Annotated in this window: 20 protein-coding genes and 1 tRNA gene; 8 read left to right on the top strand and 13 right to left on the bottom strand. The window is 52.2% G+C overall.

What is annotated here, in order from left to right:
* Positions 1-7: 7 nt before the first annotated feature.
* The 10 genes from DWZ93_RS11875 to DWZ93_RS11930 all read right to left on the bottom strand — a co-directional run bounded on the left by DWZ93_RS11875 (position 8) and on the right by DWZ93_RS11930 (position 4449).
* Positions 8-292, bottom strand: a complete 285-nt coding sequence (locus DWZ93_RS11875) for a hypothetical protein (protein ID WP_055262384.1) — start codon at positions 290-292, stop codon at positions 8-10.
* A 2-nt stretch (positions 293-294) separates the two neighbouring features.
* Positions 295-531: a hypothetical protein gene (locus DWZ93_RS11880; RefSeq protein WP_118199937.1), complete on the bottom strand. Its 237-nt coding sequence runs from the start codon at positions 529-531 to the stop codon at positions 295-297.
* A gap of 5 nt (positions 532-536) precedes the next feature.
* Positions 537-755, bottom strand: coding sequence for a hypothetical protein (locus DWZ93_RS11885; RefSeq protein WP_118453055.1), 219 nt, complete (start codon positions 753-755; stop codon positions 537-539).
* A 191-nt stretch (positions 756-946) separates the two neighbouring features.
* On the bottom strand, positions 947-1120 hold the full coding sequence (locus tag DWZ93_RS14750; protein ID WP_158567091.1) for a hypothetical protein: 174 nt from the start codon (positions 1118-1120) through the stop codon (positions 947-949).
* Positions 1121-1299: 179 nt separating this feature from the next.
* Positions 1300-1581, bottom strand: coding sequence for a hypothetical protein (locus DWZ93_RS11900; RefSeq protein WP_117774015.1), 282 nt, complete (start codon positions 1579-1581; stop codon positions 1300-1302).
* A 174-nt stretch (positions 1582-1755) separates the two neighbouring features.
* Positions 1756-2103, bottom strand: coding sequence for a hypothetical protein (locus DWZ93_RS11905; protein ID WP_147364672.1), 348 nt, complete (start codon positions 2101-2103; stop codon positions 1756-1758).
* A gap of 516 nt (positions 2104-2619) precedes the next feature.
* Complete coding sequence (locus DWZ93_RS11915; RefSeq protein ID WP_147364673.1) at positions 2620-3051, bottom strand: hypothetical protein; 432 nt, start codon at positions 3049-3051, stop codon at positions 2620-2622.
* A gap of 226 nt (positions 3052-3277) precedes the next feature.
* The gene (locus DWZ93_RS11920) at positions 3278-3514 is read right to left on the bottom strand and encodes a hypothetical protein (protein WP_118199919.1); all 237 of its coding nucleotides are present in this window, start codon (positions 3512-3514) and stop codon (positions 3278-3280) included.
* Positions 3515-3660: 146 nt separating this feature from the next.
* Entirely contained in the window at positions 3661-4002 is a 342-nt protein-coding gene (locus DWZ93_RS11925; protein WP_118199920.1) for a hypothetical protein, read from the bottom strand.
* 171 nt (positions 4003-4173) lie between these two features.
* Positions 4174-4449 carry a hypothetical protein gene (locus DWZ93_RS11930; protein WP_147364674.1) on the bottom strand — a complete coding sequence of 92 codons (276 nt, stop codon included), beginning with the start codon at positions 4447-4449 and terminating at the stop codon, positions 4174-4176.
* Between the two features lie 138 nt (positions 4450-4587).
* Between DWZ93_RS11930 and DWZ93_RS11935 the strand changes: the two genes are divergently transcribed.
* The 8 genes from DWZ93_RS11935 (at position 4588) to DWZ93_RS11970 (ending at position 10371) form a co-directional block, all read left to right on the top strand.
* Entirely contained in the window at positions 4588-4968 is a 381-nt protein-coding gene (locus DWZ93_RS11935) for a hypothetical protein (protein WP_118453060.1), read from the top strand.
* 253 nt (positions 4969-5221) lie between these two features.
* Positions 5222-5575, top strand: coding sequence for a hypothetical protein (locus DWZ93_RS11940; RefSeq protein WP_117786590.1), 354 nt, complete (start codon positions 5222-5224; stop codon positions 5573-5575).
* Positions 5572-6723 (top strand): phage replisome organizer N-terminal domain-containing protein, encoded by a 1152-nt coding sequence (locus DWZ93_RS11945; protein WP_118453062.1) that lies wholly within the window; start codon positions 5572-5574, stop codon positions 6721-6723. Before DWZ93_RS11940 ends, DWZ93_RS11945 begins: the two co-directional genes overlap by 4 nt.
* A 131-nt stretch (positions 6724-6854) precedes the next feature.
* Entirely contained in the window at positions 6855-7709 is an 855-nt protein-coding gene (locus tag DWZ93_RS11950) for an ATP-binding protein (protein ID WP_118453063.1), read from the top strand.
* A 165-nt stretch (positions 7710-7874) separates the two neighbouring features.
* Entirely contained in the window at positions 7875-8321 is a 447-nt protein-coding gene (locus DWZ93_RS11955) for a sigma-70 family RNA polymerase sigma factor (protein ID WP_117527800.1), read from the top strand.
* A complete protein-coding gene (locus tag DWZ93_RS11960) occupies positions 8302-8523 on the top strand; it encodes a helix-turn-helix domain-containing protein (RefSeq protein WP_055158116.1) in 222 nt (73 codons plus the stop codon). The genes DWZ93_RS11955 and DWZ93_RS11960 overlap by 20 nt, the downstream gene beginning before the upstream one ends.
* A 129-nt stretch (positions 8524-8652) precedes the next feature.
* On the top strand, positions 8653-8841 hold the full coding sequence (locus DWZ93_RS11965; RefSeq protein WP_055158115.1) for a helix-turn-helix domain-containing protein: 189 nt from the start codon (positions 8653-8655) through the stop codon (positions 8839-8841).
* A 21-nt stretch (positions 8842-8862) separates the two neighbouring features.
* Positions 8863-10371 carry a site-specific integrase gene (locus DWZ93_RS11970; protein WP_118453064.1) on the top strand — a complete coding sequence of 503 codons (1509 nt, stop codon included), beginning with the start codon at positions 8863-8865 and terminating at the stop codon, positions 10369-10371.
* A gap of 210 nt (positions 10372-10581) precedes the next feature.
* Here DWZ93_RS11970 and DWZ93_RS11975 read toward each other — a convergent pair.
* The 3 genes from DWZ93_RS11975 to DWZ93_RS11985 all read right to left on the bottom strand — a co-directional run bounded on the left by DWZ93_RS11975 (position 10582) and on the right by DWZ93_RS11985 (position 13218).
* Positions 10582-10655: transfer RNA gene (locus DWZ93_RS11975), tRNA-Arg, on the bottom strand.
* A 191-nt stretch (positions 10656-10846) separates the two neighbouring features.
* Positions 10847-11821, bottom strand: coding sequence for a DUF3878 family protein (locus tag DWZ93_RS11980; RefSeq protein WP_118453065.1), 975 nt, complete (start codon positions 11819-11821; stop codon positions 10847-10849).
* Positions 11822-11913: 92 nt separating this feature from the next.
* The gene (locus DWZ93_RS11985) at positions 11914-13218 is read right to left on the bottom strand and encodes an O-acetylhomoserine aminocarboxypropyltransferase/cysteine synthase family protein (protein ID WP_118453066.1); all 1305 of its coding nucleotides are present in this window, start codon (positions 13216-13218) and stop codon (positions 11914-11916) included.
* Positions 13219-13220 lie beyond the last annotated feature (2 nt).

Below are 13220 nucleotides of genomic sequence, written 5' to 3' on the forward strand. Positions count from 1 at the left end.
CCCTTCTCTAGCGCCGTCCGAACGGCTTCCCCATGTCATACCAGCTTCGTCCCTCGTAGCCGCGTCCGCACCCGTAATGGCCGATGACCCTCCACCCGGAAAGGTCGAGGTCGTAGAGCCTTGTAAGCTCCTCTCCATACGTTCGCTTTCCCTGCCGCACAAGCTCCTCGTCGCTTGCGTTTATGTACAGTTCCCCGTACCGCTCGAACACGTACTCGACCCGCTTGCCACTACCGATAACATCCCCTGCGCAGACCTGCCACGGGCGCAGGGGCTTACTCCCCGCGCCCATCCTTACGGCTCCAAGTAAATCTCGACCATGATGCAACGCTGCGTCTCGTCCTCGCAGGAAAGCCAAGACGGGTTCAGTGTGAAAGAACTCACGTCATCCTCCCCATGCTGCAAGACCAGCTCACGTTTGCCAAAGAAAGTCGCTCCCGTTATGAGTCCAAACTCCCATTCCTCTGGATAATGGACGCGAAAGCGGTAACAATCCCCTTTCAGGCTATCCATCAACTCCTTGACCTTCATTCCTCTCATCCCTCATCTTTCAGCTCGATACAGATGGTCGGCTCTACTTCCATGAGCGGGAAGATATAGCCGACCTCCCTTTCAAGGATTTGCGGGTGTTCGTCAGGGTAGAACTCCTCCGCGTTGCCTAGATAGTGCTCAATCGTAGTACCCGTCGAATCATAGCTTCGAATCGCGATTTCGCCCTGAATGTAAGTCTCCTCGAACAGCTCCCCGAGCGTCATACTTCCTCCTCTAGCCGATTCCATGACCAAACAAGCGGGCATCCGTGCAGGCATCCTCAAAAAGACCGTAATCGCCGTCAAACCCGAACCTATGACAATAGCGCTCGATGAGCCTTTCGTACCTATCGTAGTCCTCATCGGCATATGCCCGGTTCACTCGGTCGATTGCCCTACGGCGCTCCTCCGTGTCTTTAGGCTGCATAGCGACTCCCCGCAAGCTCCACGCCGTAACGCGGTGCGATACGGTCGCAGACGGCATCGAGAGCGTCCTCGTCCATCCGTTCCATCAGCTCTTCGCAAAAACTCTCCCAGCCAATCGCGTCCACGAGGACGTTGACCTTCTCCGTAACATCCAAAGTAGCCATCTTGAAGTCCCTTCTGCCTTTGGGAAGCTCTGCTTGCCGCCCCTCTTGCTGTCTATAAATATAGCAGACTGGCATACCAGCAAGCAGAAAAACACGATATGAGCGGGAAACTCCATACCTCCTGCATATTATGCATAGCAAAAAGGGCACCCTCCCGGATGCCCCGTGCTGCCGCCGTCTCAATCTTCCACGTAATCAATCAAGTCTTCCACGCCATCAATAGCAGTGGGCTTTTCCAATGTGCCCATCGAATAATCGTAACCGTAGTAATCGGCAACATCTAGGCACGCCTTGAGAACATGCTCGGCAAGATACAGCTCATCGCTTTCAATCTTTTCGATGGCGAAACGCTTCAAGTCATCGTAGGACGTGATATCGGCACCGTCATCCATGAGCGCAGGAACGATATCGTCCAGCGTTTCCCCGTTTGCAATCCGCCTGTCAAGCTCCGCACGCTTCATCCTAACCCCTTCCTGCCATGGGCGGCTCCGGTGCCGTCCCTCTTGCTGTCTACAAATATAGCAGGCTGGCATACCAGCAAGCAGGAAAACACGATATGAGCGGGAAACTCCATACATCCTGCATATTATGCATAGCAAAAAGGGCACCCTCCCGGATGCCCTGAATGTCCATGGCTAACGCCCCACCCTCCAAATCTTTTCCTCGCCCGTGAACGTATCTGTGATTACGCATCTGCCGCCCGCCGCATACTTGACACCATTCGGCAGCGCTTCCGCCGCCCTGCGGCACCTCGTCCAAAACCTCAGATACCCGTTTCCGCTGAACCCAACGGCAATCTCATCGTCGAACTCATCCATCGCATCTTCCGCCGGTTCCGATTCCAGATAGAGTACCACGCCGTTTTCGTTCTCTCGTGTGTAGTTGTATCTCGCCATACTCATGATTCCTTTCCGTCTACTCGGCAAGCCCGCTAACTTGCCTACCCGATAACCAGTATTATAGCATACCAGCACACACCACAACGCGAGACTCCACGCCTTCTCCATGGAACTCGGGTCATTAGGGGCGAGCAGCCCCTAATCTGAGGGAGCGCAGGCGACCGCGACACGGAGAGACCCTGCGAAACCGTGGGGTGTCAAGAAAAGCCAACCTCCCGTCACGGAGCCACCGACCCTCCTTTCCCCGCCCTCTACCGAGCCGCTGCGGCGTGCCCCGCTTTGCCGCGCCTGCGGCCTATGGTTTCCCGAGAAGAAGGGGTTTTCAACATTCCGATGGGCGGAGGGTTCCTAGACTGACCCGGAGCCTGTCGGAATGTTGGAAACCCCGGCAGGTCTGTCCCCCGTTTCCGCCAAGTAGAAGGCTTTTCCGCGCTTTCAATGGCCGGAGGGTTCCTAGCCCGACCCGCAGGCTGTTGGAAGGGTGGGAAAGCCGCCCCGAGTCCCCGTTCCCGCAACGACCCCGCGCCTTCACGCCGCCCGCAGGGCGGCTCCCAAAAAGCCAAAGAAAAAGGGCACCCTCCCGGATGCCCTTCACTCGACTTAGCAATCCCCGCAATATCCGTCAGCCCATGCCAGACATTCAGCAGCTCCGCCCTCAAACACGAGATTCCCGTTTTCATCTCCTTCGTAGACCTTGATGTTGATTCTGCTCAGATACTCTTCTGCGCCGATGCTGACCTTGCCGCCGAAGTTATCGTAAGCGCCCGTGACAACATAGGTGTAGCTCGCAAAGGGCACATTGTCCTCCCCGATGAACTCGATATCGGCATCCGCCATGCACATCGCCTTGAGGAAATGCTGGCACCAGTTTCGGTTATTGAGAATGCCCCTCTCCACGCTCCCTCCCGAAAAGTCGATATGTTCAGGCTTGGTTCGCGATGCCACAACGAGCGAGTTGGCGATATCAATGGCATGGCAGCTGGGATAACCGTCCAAGTGGCGATAGAACGTGGCGATGGTCTCCTCTTCCATCTGATTGCTCTCCCAGTTGAGGACGAGGTTCTTAAGGATGGTGACGGACGGCGTGCTCATGGTTTTTCCTTCCTGCCATGGGGCGGCTCGGTTGCCGCTCCTTTTGCTGTCTATAAATATAGCAGACCGGCATACTAGCAAGCAGGTGAACCGTACACTCCATATATCCTGCATATAAAAGCGAAGAAAAAGGGCACCCTCTCGGATGCCCCGTGGTTCCTCTGCCCTAATAGTTCACAATCGCCTGATACTCCGGCATACCTTCTGAGAACCCATGCTCGTCTAGCGCATTGTAAAAGTCTGTCATCTTGCGAACCATGCACCGGTCGCAATACTTGGTAGCAGAGTCGCGCCAGCCCGCAAATGCCGGATTCGACTTGTCCCATTCAGCGCTGTCACTAAAGATATAGGGACAACAGGAGCAAACATAGTCAATGGCTTCCTCTAACTTCTTGTCCTTCATGTTCGTCCTTCCTGCCATGGGGCAGCTCGGTTGCCGCCCCTCTTGCTGTCTATAAATATAGCAGACTGGCATACCAGCAAACAGGCGAACCGTACACTCCTTATATCCTGCATATAAAAGCATGAATGAACTTGCCGATATCTTGCCTAAATCTTGAACTCGCAACTGCCGTATTCCAAGCGGAAAACATCATCCATGATGCCCTCCTCGCTGTCGGCCACAAGCCTGACGAGTCGGATGGTCTCATCCTCCGCATCGGAGCACAGGTCGATGATGAAGCCGTCAAATCCCTCCCGCTCACATCTTGAGACCATCCCAATTCCCTTGCAGTACGCTTCTGCAACGGCAAAGGCATCAAGCGCAGCTTCTCGACGCTTTATCTTCGCCTTGAAGCTCTCTTCCACCCCGTCACCGCCACTGCAACGACTGATGGAAAGCGTGTATCCGTCCATGTCTGTTCCTTTCCCTTCACAAACCACTGCCTGCATTTTCGCTCCCTTCTGACTAGCTAATAATAAATATAGCAGACCACCAAACCACAAATACGGCAAACCATAAAACCATCATAACAATGCGGAGAAAAAAAGGGCTCCCGCACAGGATGCCCCTTCTCGTTTCCGCTAACGCTGATTGAGGAAGACCTTCGATTCCTTGCACCTCTATCTGGCACCAAGGAGCGTGATGGAGCCTACACAGCCAACAAGCGCAATAAGAATGCCGAGAACGAAGCCCGTCGCAAATCCGAATGCCGCCATCTTCGTTCCCTCCGGTCGGTACGGCGCGTTGATGTTCATCAGGGATGCGGCGAGAATCCCGGCGATGCCGCCGAGGAATCCGAGGAAGAAGAAACCTGCCTTCTGCCCGCTTGTAAGCTCACGCTCCATCGTCATCAGCATCTGGTCTTTCCCTGACTCCTTGGAATACATCTGCCCCATTCCTTTCTTTTTCTTCGTAAAATCAGGACGCGATGCCTTCGCCCCTGTTCCGGCACCGCGCCCTGTCGGAATCTTACCATCCTCCGCGCGTTATGGCACAATCTGTTCAGGGATGCCGTCAAGTAGGAAGGAAGAACCATGGCTACCATTCAAGATTTCGAGGAGCGCATCGAGAAACAGAAGGCGGAACTCGCCAAACTCGAAGCGAAGAAAAAGGAACTTGAAAAGAAGATTCGCGAGCGGAACCGAAAGTGGCGCTCTCTGGTCACCCATTCCGCTGGTGAAAGTGTGCTCTCCGCCGTCGGTTGCGCTTGGCAGGAACTCGACCTCGACGCACTCGACCGATTCCTTGCGAGCCATGCAGACGAGGTGAGCGACATGCTCACCGCCCGTGGAAGCACCCCGGAGGATGCCAAGGCGCGTCTCGATGCACGCAAAAAGAAAACGGCTAAGACGGAGCCTGTCGCTGATGGTGGGTTGCAGGCAGCGGAACCGGATAGCGAAAACTCCGACTGGTAACAGAAAAGGGAGCCGTGTGACCGAAATCACAGGCTCCCTTTTCTCCTGCCCGCACTCCGAGATAAAAGCAACAGGCAGAAAGGACTTTCGCTACTGTAGCACAGCGCACCGCCGCACGGGACGCGAATCTGGCAGAACCATCTGAAAACGCGTGTCTAATTGTGAAAGAAGCATGAAATCTGGCTGGAAAAGTCCACAAAACAGGACAGATATAGTAAAACATAATCACAGATTGCAAGCAGAAAGGAACACCATGGATTTCAGCAGCTACTACTACTACATCCCCTTGAACTTCTACGAGACACCTGAGATGACGCTCATCGACCATGAGCCGAATGGGGATTCCGCAACCGTACTCGTCCTCGCCCTGGCTAAAATCCACACGCGCACAGTCACGAAAAACGATGACGGCACGTTCACCATCGTGACCGATGACGGCACGTTCACGGATACCGAAGTCATGGATATGCTCTCCTCCTTCGGCTACCGGGCGAATCACGCCAAGTACACTCATGCCCTCGCGGTTGTCGCGAGGTTCCCACCCTTCGACCACCTCGCCTACTCCGAAGCCGAACGCGATAAGAAGACCCCGGAGGTGTACCAATGAAGCTCCGAGGAGCGTGGCGCAGGGACTACAGCGAGTTCTTCGACACGCAGGAAGCCCTACTCATCGACGCGATGGACAATGCGGACTCCATCTATACCGTCTTCGCCCGTCTACAATCGCTTGCGGTGAAATGCGGCTGCGCCGGGAAGCTCCTTCTCCACGAAAGCGTCCCCTACACCGACGAGATGCTTGCTGCGGTCACTAAGAAGACCGTTCCCGCCTTTCGGCAATGCGTGCAGCCGCTCGTGCAGCTCGGCCTTGTCATCTGCGAGGATGGCATCTACGCCATCGCGGACTGGGAGTTCAACCAGAACGTCCCGGCAATCGACGCAATGCGCGAGGGAAACCGGAGCCGCAAAGCCAAGGAGCGTGCAAGAAAGAGCGGTGGGAAGTCAGCTTCCGAGAAGAAGCGTGAGAAACTTGTCGCTTTCCTTGCCGCCCACCCAAGCGCCACGAAAACCGAGATGAGCAAGGCCACCGGTCTTAGCCGTGTGACTATCAACAAATACCTTTCGGAACTCCCAGCCATGCTTCCCGCTCCTGCCATCCCGGAAGAAAGCGGTGTACAGAAGGCGGAAGGCAATGTACAAGGTGTACAAAGTGTACAGAATGTACAAATGTACACTGTACAAAATGGTGTACAAATGGACGTACAGCTGTACACGGAAATGTACAACAATCTGTACACGCCACATACCAATGAAACCGCAGGTAGCACGGCTGAACAAGCCGAAAATGGCGATGTACAAAATCTGTCACGCCCTAAGAATATAGATGATAGATATAAGAATACATCTACATCTACAGCTATAGCTGATGGGGAGGGAGCAACAGATTCTGGAATCCCGACAAGGGAGGAAGTACGCTCGCACTTCGCAAAGATGGGATTCGCAGTTGATCCCGACCGTTTCTTCGACGTGAACGAGGGGCGCGGCTGGCGCACGAACTCCGGCAAGCCCGTCGATGACTGGAAGAAGCTCGCCGCAGTCTGGGACAGGAACGAGCACCCGAAAACCGTTACCCCTCCCGCACGCACGGAACCGAAGGCCGATGCGGTCGTGAAAATTCCCTCCGTCGAGGAGGTTATGGCGAAATGGGGTTGTGACCGGGAGACGGCTCAGGGATATATCGACGAGAATATGTACTAGAAATGCCCCTGAGAATGTCTGAGAGCCTGCCTATGACACGGTAAATGTCATGTGGCAGTAACCGACCGAACAAGACTACAAAGTCCCGTAGACAGGCTCTCAGACAGGGTGACGCAGAAAGGACGAGGTAAATGAACGAGAACGGAACGAAAACCAAGGAGCAGGACGGACGAAAGCCGGTTGAGGACTATCGCGACGCAGACGGCATCCTCATATGCGGAAAATGCGGGGAGCCACGCGAGCGGATGTTCCCGGCGGGCGGAATCTTCAAGGAGCCGCACCTTGTCCCGACCATGTGCCGTTGCCAGAGGGAGGAAGCGGATAGGCAGCGCGAGGAAGCCGAGCGGGCGGAGAAAAGGCGCAGGACGGAACGGCTAAGGAAGCAGTGCTTCCCCTCATCCGGCAGGTACGCCTTCTGCACCTTCGATGCCGATGACGGCAGGAACGCGGCTCAGAGCACCGTCTGCAAGGCGTTTGCCGCGACCTTCGACCCGAAAGACCCGGAGGGGCTTGTCCTGTGCGGGAAGCGCGGCACGGGCAAGAGCTTCCATGCGTCCTGCATCGCGAACGCCGTCATCGAGCGCGGGTTCTCCTGTCTCGTGACCGATATCAAGCAGGTCGTGAACCTGATGGAATCCTCCTTCGAGAAGCGTTCCGGGAACCTTGAGAGAATCCTCGCCCCAGACCTCCTCATCCTTGAAGACCTCGGTGCCCAGCGCTCCACCGAGTACGTCATGGAGCACGTCTACGACGTTATCGACGGGCGCTACAAGGCGGGGAAACCGATGGTGATAACGACGAACTTCGACTTTCGCGAGAGAATCCTGAACGCCACGGCAGATGACCCGTGGGGACGTGTCTTCGACCGCATTGTTGAGGTCGGGTTCCCGGTGAAGTACGACGGCAATTCGCGCCGTCGGGAAATCGGAATGAAGAACCGCAAAGATTTCAAGCGGAAGTTGGGAATCGAGGGGATAGAATCGTAGCGGAGCGGTTTTTAAGCATCAGCCGCTTCTTCCTGATTCTGGTGCCGATTTCCTTCCCGGCACCGTCCCCGCGCCCCGTAGCGTATCGACGCTGCGGGGCTTTCTTTTTCCTCTTGGCAGGAAAGGGCACGGAAATCGTGCCTATAGCGAAAGGAGGAAAAAAAGATGACGAAAGAGAAAACGAACCGTAACGAAGTGGTCGGCATGTTCCTGACCTATTGCCGGAAGACCCTCGTGAACGCGCGGACGGATGTTTTAAGGGAGCGCAAAAGGAGACGCAACCGCGAGGTGCTGTTCTGCGACCTCAGAAGGAGCGAACTTGAAAGCCTTGCGGACTGGCAGGACGTGCCGGAGCGGGAAACCGTATTCGATGCCGCCGGAAAGCCTATCGGCGTGACGGATAAAGACCTCGCGGATGCGCTGGAAAAACTCTGCCCAGAGGAGCAGGCAATAATCCTGCTCTCCTATTTTGCCGGATGGTCGGATAGGCGTATCGGTGAGGACATGGGGTTCCCGCGCTCCACGGTGCAAAACCGTCGCGCCCGTGCGCTCGCCCGTCTTGCGGACATTCTGACGGAAGGGGGTGACCCGCATGGCAAAGGGAAAGATTGACTACGATACCGTCGTTGCCGCAACAGGCGGAGATGCCCTTGCTGCCGGGGCGGTGCTCGATTACTTCAACGACTTCATGGACGGACTCTGCACCGGGTTCTACACCGACGCGGATGGCTTCTGGGATTACGGCATCGACCTCTCGATGAAATCGTTTATGCAGGCGAAGCTCTTGCGTGCGATGTTGAGGTTTCAGCCGTAAAAGACGCTACTTGTAACAAGCAAAACCAGAAATAGGGAAAACCAGCATACCAGAAAACTACTTGACCAGCCATGGTATAATAAAAATGTCAAGCGGTTGTCTGGTGCCCTTTTCCCGGAAAGGAAAATTATGGCATCGGAACGCAATCGAACCGAAGAGAAGAAAACCTATACGGTAGGCGAAATCGCCGAAATGCTGGGCATCAGCGACAAGGTGGCCTATACACTCGTGAAGAGCGGGCAGTTCAAGTACGTCCGCGTCGGCAGAGCCATTCGGGTATCCAAAAGCTCCTTCGACAGTTGGTTGGAACCAAATTAACCGACAAGGAGAAGATTCGATATGGCAGCAATCAAGCAGAGAAAAACAAAATATTCCGTTATCTACTGGTATGTAAATGAACAGGGAGAGCGGAAACAAAAATGGGACACTGTGGATACAGTTAGCGAAGCAAAGAGCCGCAAGGTCTTTGTAGAGTTCTATCAGGAGAGATACGGGCAGGTCATCGTTCCTAACGAGGAGACGTATTTCCAAAGAGTAGCTGATGAAAAGGCAAAAACGGGGAAAGAAGACGGAACCGATGAGCACGATAGCGGCTCGGAGCCGATTCGCAGAAGACCACCGACCCCGAAAAGCGCGGTAACGCCGCAAAAGGATGATATCACTTTCAGCGAGTTCCTAAAGCACTATGTGAAAGTGTACGGAACGTCGAAATGGTCTATGAGCACATACAGCGGAAAAACCGGACTGATAAGGAACTACATTGACCCATATATCGGGGATAAGAAGCTGTCTGAAATCACCACGGAGTGCCTTTCAGAGTATTACAACGACCTGCTCTCCGTCGAGCGCGTTCCACCGGCCAACCGAAAGAAGACTGGCGAATGTGTCGCACCTTCCGGCGTGAAGAAGATTCATGACGTTATCCGCTCTGCGCTTAATCAGGCAATGAAGTGGAACTATCTCGACCCGATGATGCAGAATCCGGCAAAACTTGCCACCCTGCCGACGATGAAGAAAACGAAACGAAAGGTATGGAGTGTGAGCACGTTTCGCGAAGCGCTCCCAAGAGTCGAGGACGATATTCTGGCTCTCGCCATGAACCTCGCCTTTTCCTGCTCGCTCAGGGTGGGGGAGATAACCGGTCTCACGTGGGACTGCGTTTTCATAGACGAGGAATCTATTGAAAACGGCAACGCCCGCGTCATCATCAACAAGGAGGTTGCTCGCGTTTCCATCGAAGCCTTGCAGAGACTCAACGAGCGGGACGTGCTCGCCACGTTTCCCGCTCAGAAACCACACTGCACCACTAGGCTCGTGCTCAAGACCCCGAAGACCGAAACCAGCACCCGTGTGGTATGGCTTCCGAAAACCGTGGCGCACATGCTCGTGGAGCATAGGAAAAATCAGGAGGAACTAAAGGAGTTCCTTGGAGCGGATTACCATGACTACAATCTTGTGGTTGCCCTTGAAAACGGCAACCCGGTGGAGAGCCGCATCATCCGAAAGCGCCTGCAAGTCTTTTGTGACACGACAGGATACGAACGTGTGGACTTCCATTCGCTCCGCCATCTCTCCACGAAGTACAAACTCAAACTGACACAGGGCGATATTAAGTCCGTCCAAGGAGATACTGGTCACGCCGAAGCCCAGATGGTGACAGACGTTTACTCGGAAATTGAAGACGAGAACCGGCGTGAGAACGCGGCTCGCATGGAAGCCGACTTCTACAGCCCTACCGCCAAAAATGGGAAATCATCAGCAACAGAGGGTGTCGGCGAAGCTCTGGCGGCTATCCTTAAGAACCTGTCACCTGAGCAACTTGCAGCGCTTGTCTCCGCTGCCCGTTAGCAGTGGTTGTTAGCAAGTTGTTAGCAAATCGTCCCAAATGTCGTGCCAGACACACAGGTAGATGTTTTTTGTTAGCAAACAATAGAAACGGAAAAACGGAAAGACGGCTATACCGAAAACTGGAATGCCAGTCGAAAACGGTGTAGCCGTCTGAAAAGGAAAAATGCCGGAAACCCTTGAAAAATCAGGCTTCCGGCGATTTTTACCACACGTCCCAGACAGGAATCGAACCTGCGGCGTTTCGCTTAGGAGGCGAACCCTCTATCCTACTGAGGTACTGAGACACATCATATTCAGTTAGCAAAAAGTCTTCGTTCCAACAACCGCTTAGGAGGCGAGTGCTCTATCCAGCTGAGCTATGACGACACATGCCGCAACCCTTTAATTTTACTGAGTTTCTGAGATTTTTCCCAACGGCTATATTATTGTAACATTCCTATATCTGAAAATCAAGTGACGATGATCCTATTGTTACCTATTCGAAAGTCTCTACTTCCACCCACTCATTCCTCGTATCTCCATCCCAGATCATCAGATGGATTTTGGATTCGATACCGTCTTTTGCATATACAAATGGTTCTTCTTTCAGCATCTCGACATGCTTTCCATTCTGTAATAATTCTGTTTTTCTCTTCTGTGCTTTCTTTTTCAGGTCATTTATGTGCCGTTCTTCATCTTTATCGAACACCCTATTCCCAAATTCTGCGGTAGCCAGTTTCAGCTTATGATCGATCAATTCTACCACTGCAGAATGCGCAGATGTATGTAAAATTCTGGCTATTTTCTTCGCTACCGCTCTTTTTGGGTAAAACTCATATATTTTCAGCCAGCGAAGCAGACTTTTATCATCTGCTTCTTTCCCGAGATATTTCATTTCTTCCACAGCTTCATCCGATACTTGCCACCAGTCATACGACGGAACCAGATATTTATCAGGCACAGCTGGGTATGAACAGTAATTTAACGGTGGAAATTCAGCAAGATATGATAACTTTACTTCCTGTTCTGTGCAATACTCTTCGCCCAGATATTCTCGTTTATCGCGCAGGATAGCAATTCTATACTCTAATTGTCTCAGATATTCATATCCCTTTACCCAAAAATGTCCGGTTCCACTATAATCATATAAGTGTACCTCTAGCGTCAAATTCTGAAAAAACAGCGTACACACGGTCTCTCCCTGGTATACTGCAAGCACATATCTGCCTTCACTTTCATCCAGCCTTGCCTCCAGCTCTCCCTCATATTCTTTCAGATAAGTCCCAGTAAGTACGGCTTCCTTAAATACCAGAAAACTCTCAACTGCGTCATTCATCAGGTACACAAGACGGATATCTGAGGTTTGTTGTGACGATACCGCAGTATTTGGGACTAATAATTCAAACTGATTCTGAGATAACAACACATTTAATTTATCCAATGCATCCTGAAATGGAAATTCGTATTGCATGATCTAATTCCTACCTGTATAAAATCTTCTTCATTTATACAACAAAACTCACCGTCCCGCAAGACGATGAGTCTGTTTTTTTCACATATCTCTTATTTGATTGCTTCAAATGCTGCATCCAGTGCTGCGATCAGATCTTCTGCTTTCTCGATACCGATTGACAGACGGATTGTATTTGGCTTAATGCCCTGCTCCAGCAGTTCTTCTTCTGTGCACTGGCTGTGTGTAGTAGTTGCCGGATGGATAACCAAGGATTTCACGTCAGCTACATTTGCAAGCAGTGAGAAGATTGCCAGGTTGTCAATAAATTTCTGTGCTGTAGCCGCATCTCCCTTAATTTCAAATGTGAAGATTGATCCACCACCATTTGGCAGATACTTCTTATACAGATCATGAGTCGGCTCTGTAGGAAGTGACGGATGATGTACCGCCTCTACCTGTGGATGTTTTGACAGGTAGTCTACAATCTTCAATGTGTTGCTTACATGTCTCTCTACACGAAGTGAGAGGGTTTCCAGGCCCTGCAAGAATATAAACGCGTGGAACGGAGAGAGGGTCGCACCAGTATCACGTAATATGATTGCTCGAATGTAAGTTACAAACGCTGCAGGGCCCGCAGCTTCTGCAAATGATACGCCATGGTAGCTAGGGTTAGCTTCGGAGATCCATGGATATCTTCCAGATGCTTTCCAGTCGAATTTTCCTCCGTCTACGATTACGCCGCCGATTGCTGTACCATGTCCACCGATAAATTTCGTTGCTGAATGTACGACAATGTCTGCGCCGTATTCAATCGGACGGATCAGGTAAGGTGTTGCGAAAGTAGAATCTACTACTAGCGGAAGACCATGCTTATGAGCAATTTCTGCAATCTTTGCAATGTCAATTACATTGGAATTAGGATTGCCAAGTGTCTCTACGAAAATAGCTTTTGTATTTTCCTGAATGGCTGCCTCAAATGATCCCTCTACATATGGATCAACGAAAGTAGTAGTTACATTATTATTTAACGGTAATGTATGTGCCAGATAATTATATGTACCACCATAGATTGTCTTAGAAGCTACGATGTGTTCGCCAGATTTCGTCAGTGCCTGGAATGTATAGCTCAGTGCTGCTGCTCCGGATGCAACTGCCAGTGCTGCAACTCCGCCTTCCAGAGATGCGATTCTCTGTTCAAAAATATCCTCTGTAGGATTAGTAAGTCTTCCGTAAATATTTCCTGCATCACGAAGTCCAAATCTGTCTGCTGCATGCTGTGAATCATGGAATACGTAAGATGTTGTAGCGTAGATTGGAACTGCTCTTGCATCTGTTACCGGATCTGCTTTCTCCTGTCCGATGTGAAGCTGTCTTGTTTCAAATCCCCAGTTTTTAGAATCGTTTATATTTGCCATAA

The sequence above is a fragment of the Dorea sp. AF36-15AT genome (assembly GCF_003477705.1).
Taxonomy (GTDB): domain Bacteria; phylum Bacillota; class Clostridia; order Lachnospirales; family Lachnospiraceae; genus Claveliimonas; species Claveliimonas ammoniilytica.

Coding starts and splice junctions, on each gene's coding strand:
- DWZ93_RS11875 (WP_055262384.1), bottom strand. CDS start 292: ATGGGCGCGGGGAGTAAGCCCCTGCGCCCGTGGCAGGTCTGCGCAGGG.
- DWZ93_RS11880 (WP_118199937.1), bottom strand. CDS start 531: ATGAAGGTCAAGGAGTTGATGGATAGCCTGAAAGGGGATTGTTACCGC.
- DWZ93_RS11885 (WP_118453055.1), bottom strand. CDS start 755: ATGACGCTCGGGGAGCTGTTCGAGGAGACTTACATTCAGGGCGAAATC.
- DWZ93_RS14750 (WP_158567091.1), bottom strand. CDS start 1,120: ATGGCTACTTTGGATGTTACGGAGAAGGTCAACGTCCTCGTGGACGCG.
- DWZ93_RS11900 (WP_117774015.1), bottom strand. CDS start 1,581: ATGAAGCGTGCGGAGCTTGACAGGCGGATTGCAAACGGGGAAACGCTG.
- DWZ93_RS11915 (WP_147364673.1), bottom strand. CDS start 3,051: ATGGAAGAGGAGACCATCGCCACGTTCTATCGCCACTTGGACGGTTAT.
- DWZ93_RS11920 (WP_118199919.1), bottom strand. CDS start 3,514: ATGAAGGACAAGAAGTTAGAGGAAGCCATTGACTATGTTTGCTCCTGT.
- DWZ93_RS11925 (WP_118199920.1), bottom strand. CDS start 4,002: ATGCAGGCAGTGGTTTGTGAAGGGAAAGGAACAGACATGGACGGATAC.
- DWZ93_RS11930 (WP_147364674.1), bottom strand. CDS start 4,449: ATGGGGCAGATGTATTCCAAGGAGTCAGGGAAAGACCAGATGCTGATG.
- DWZ93_RS11935 (WP_118453060.1), top strand. CDS start 4,588: ATGGCTACCATTCAAGATTTCGAGGAGCGCATCGAGAAACAGAAGGCG.
- DWZ93_RS11940 (WP_117786590.1), top strand. CDS start 5,222: ATGGATTTCAGCAGCTACTACTACTACATCCCCTTGAACTTCTACGAG.
- DWZ93_RS11945 (WP_118453062.1), top strand. CDS start 5,572: ATGAAGCTCCGAGGAGCGTGGCGCAGGGACTACAGCGAGTTCTTCGAC.
- DWZ93_RS11950 (WP_118453063.1), top strand. CDS start 6,855: ATGAACGAGAACGGAACGAAAACCAAGGAGCAGGACGGACGAAAGCCG.
- DWZ93_RS11955 (WP_117527800.1), top strand. CDS start 7,875: ATGACGAAAGAGAAAACGAACCGTAACGAAGTGGTCGGCATGTTCCTG.
- DWZ93_RS11960 (WP_055158116.1), top strand. CDS start 8,302: ATGGCAAAGGGAAAGATTGACTACGATACCGTCGTTGCCGCAACAGGC.
- DWZ93_RS11965 (WP_055158115.1), top strand. CDS start 8,653: ATGGCATCGGAACGCAATCGAACCGAAGAGAAGAAAACCTATACGGTA.
- DWZ93_RS11970 (WP_118453064.1), top strand. CDS start 8,863: ATGGCAGCAATCAAGCAGAGAAAAACAAAATATTCCGTTATCTACTGG.
- DWZ93_RS11980 (WP_118453065.1), bottom strand. CDS start 11,821: ATGCAATACGAATTTCCATTTCAGGATGCATTGGATAAATTAAATGTG.
- DWZ93_RS11985 (WP_118453066.1), bottom strand. CDS start 13,218: ATGGCAAATATAAACGATTCTAAAAACTGGGGATTTGAAACAAGACAG.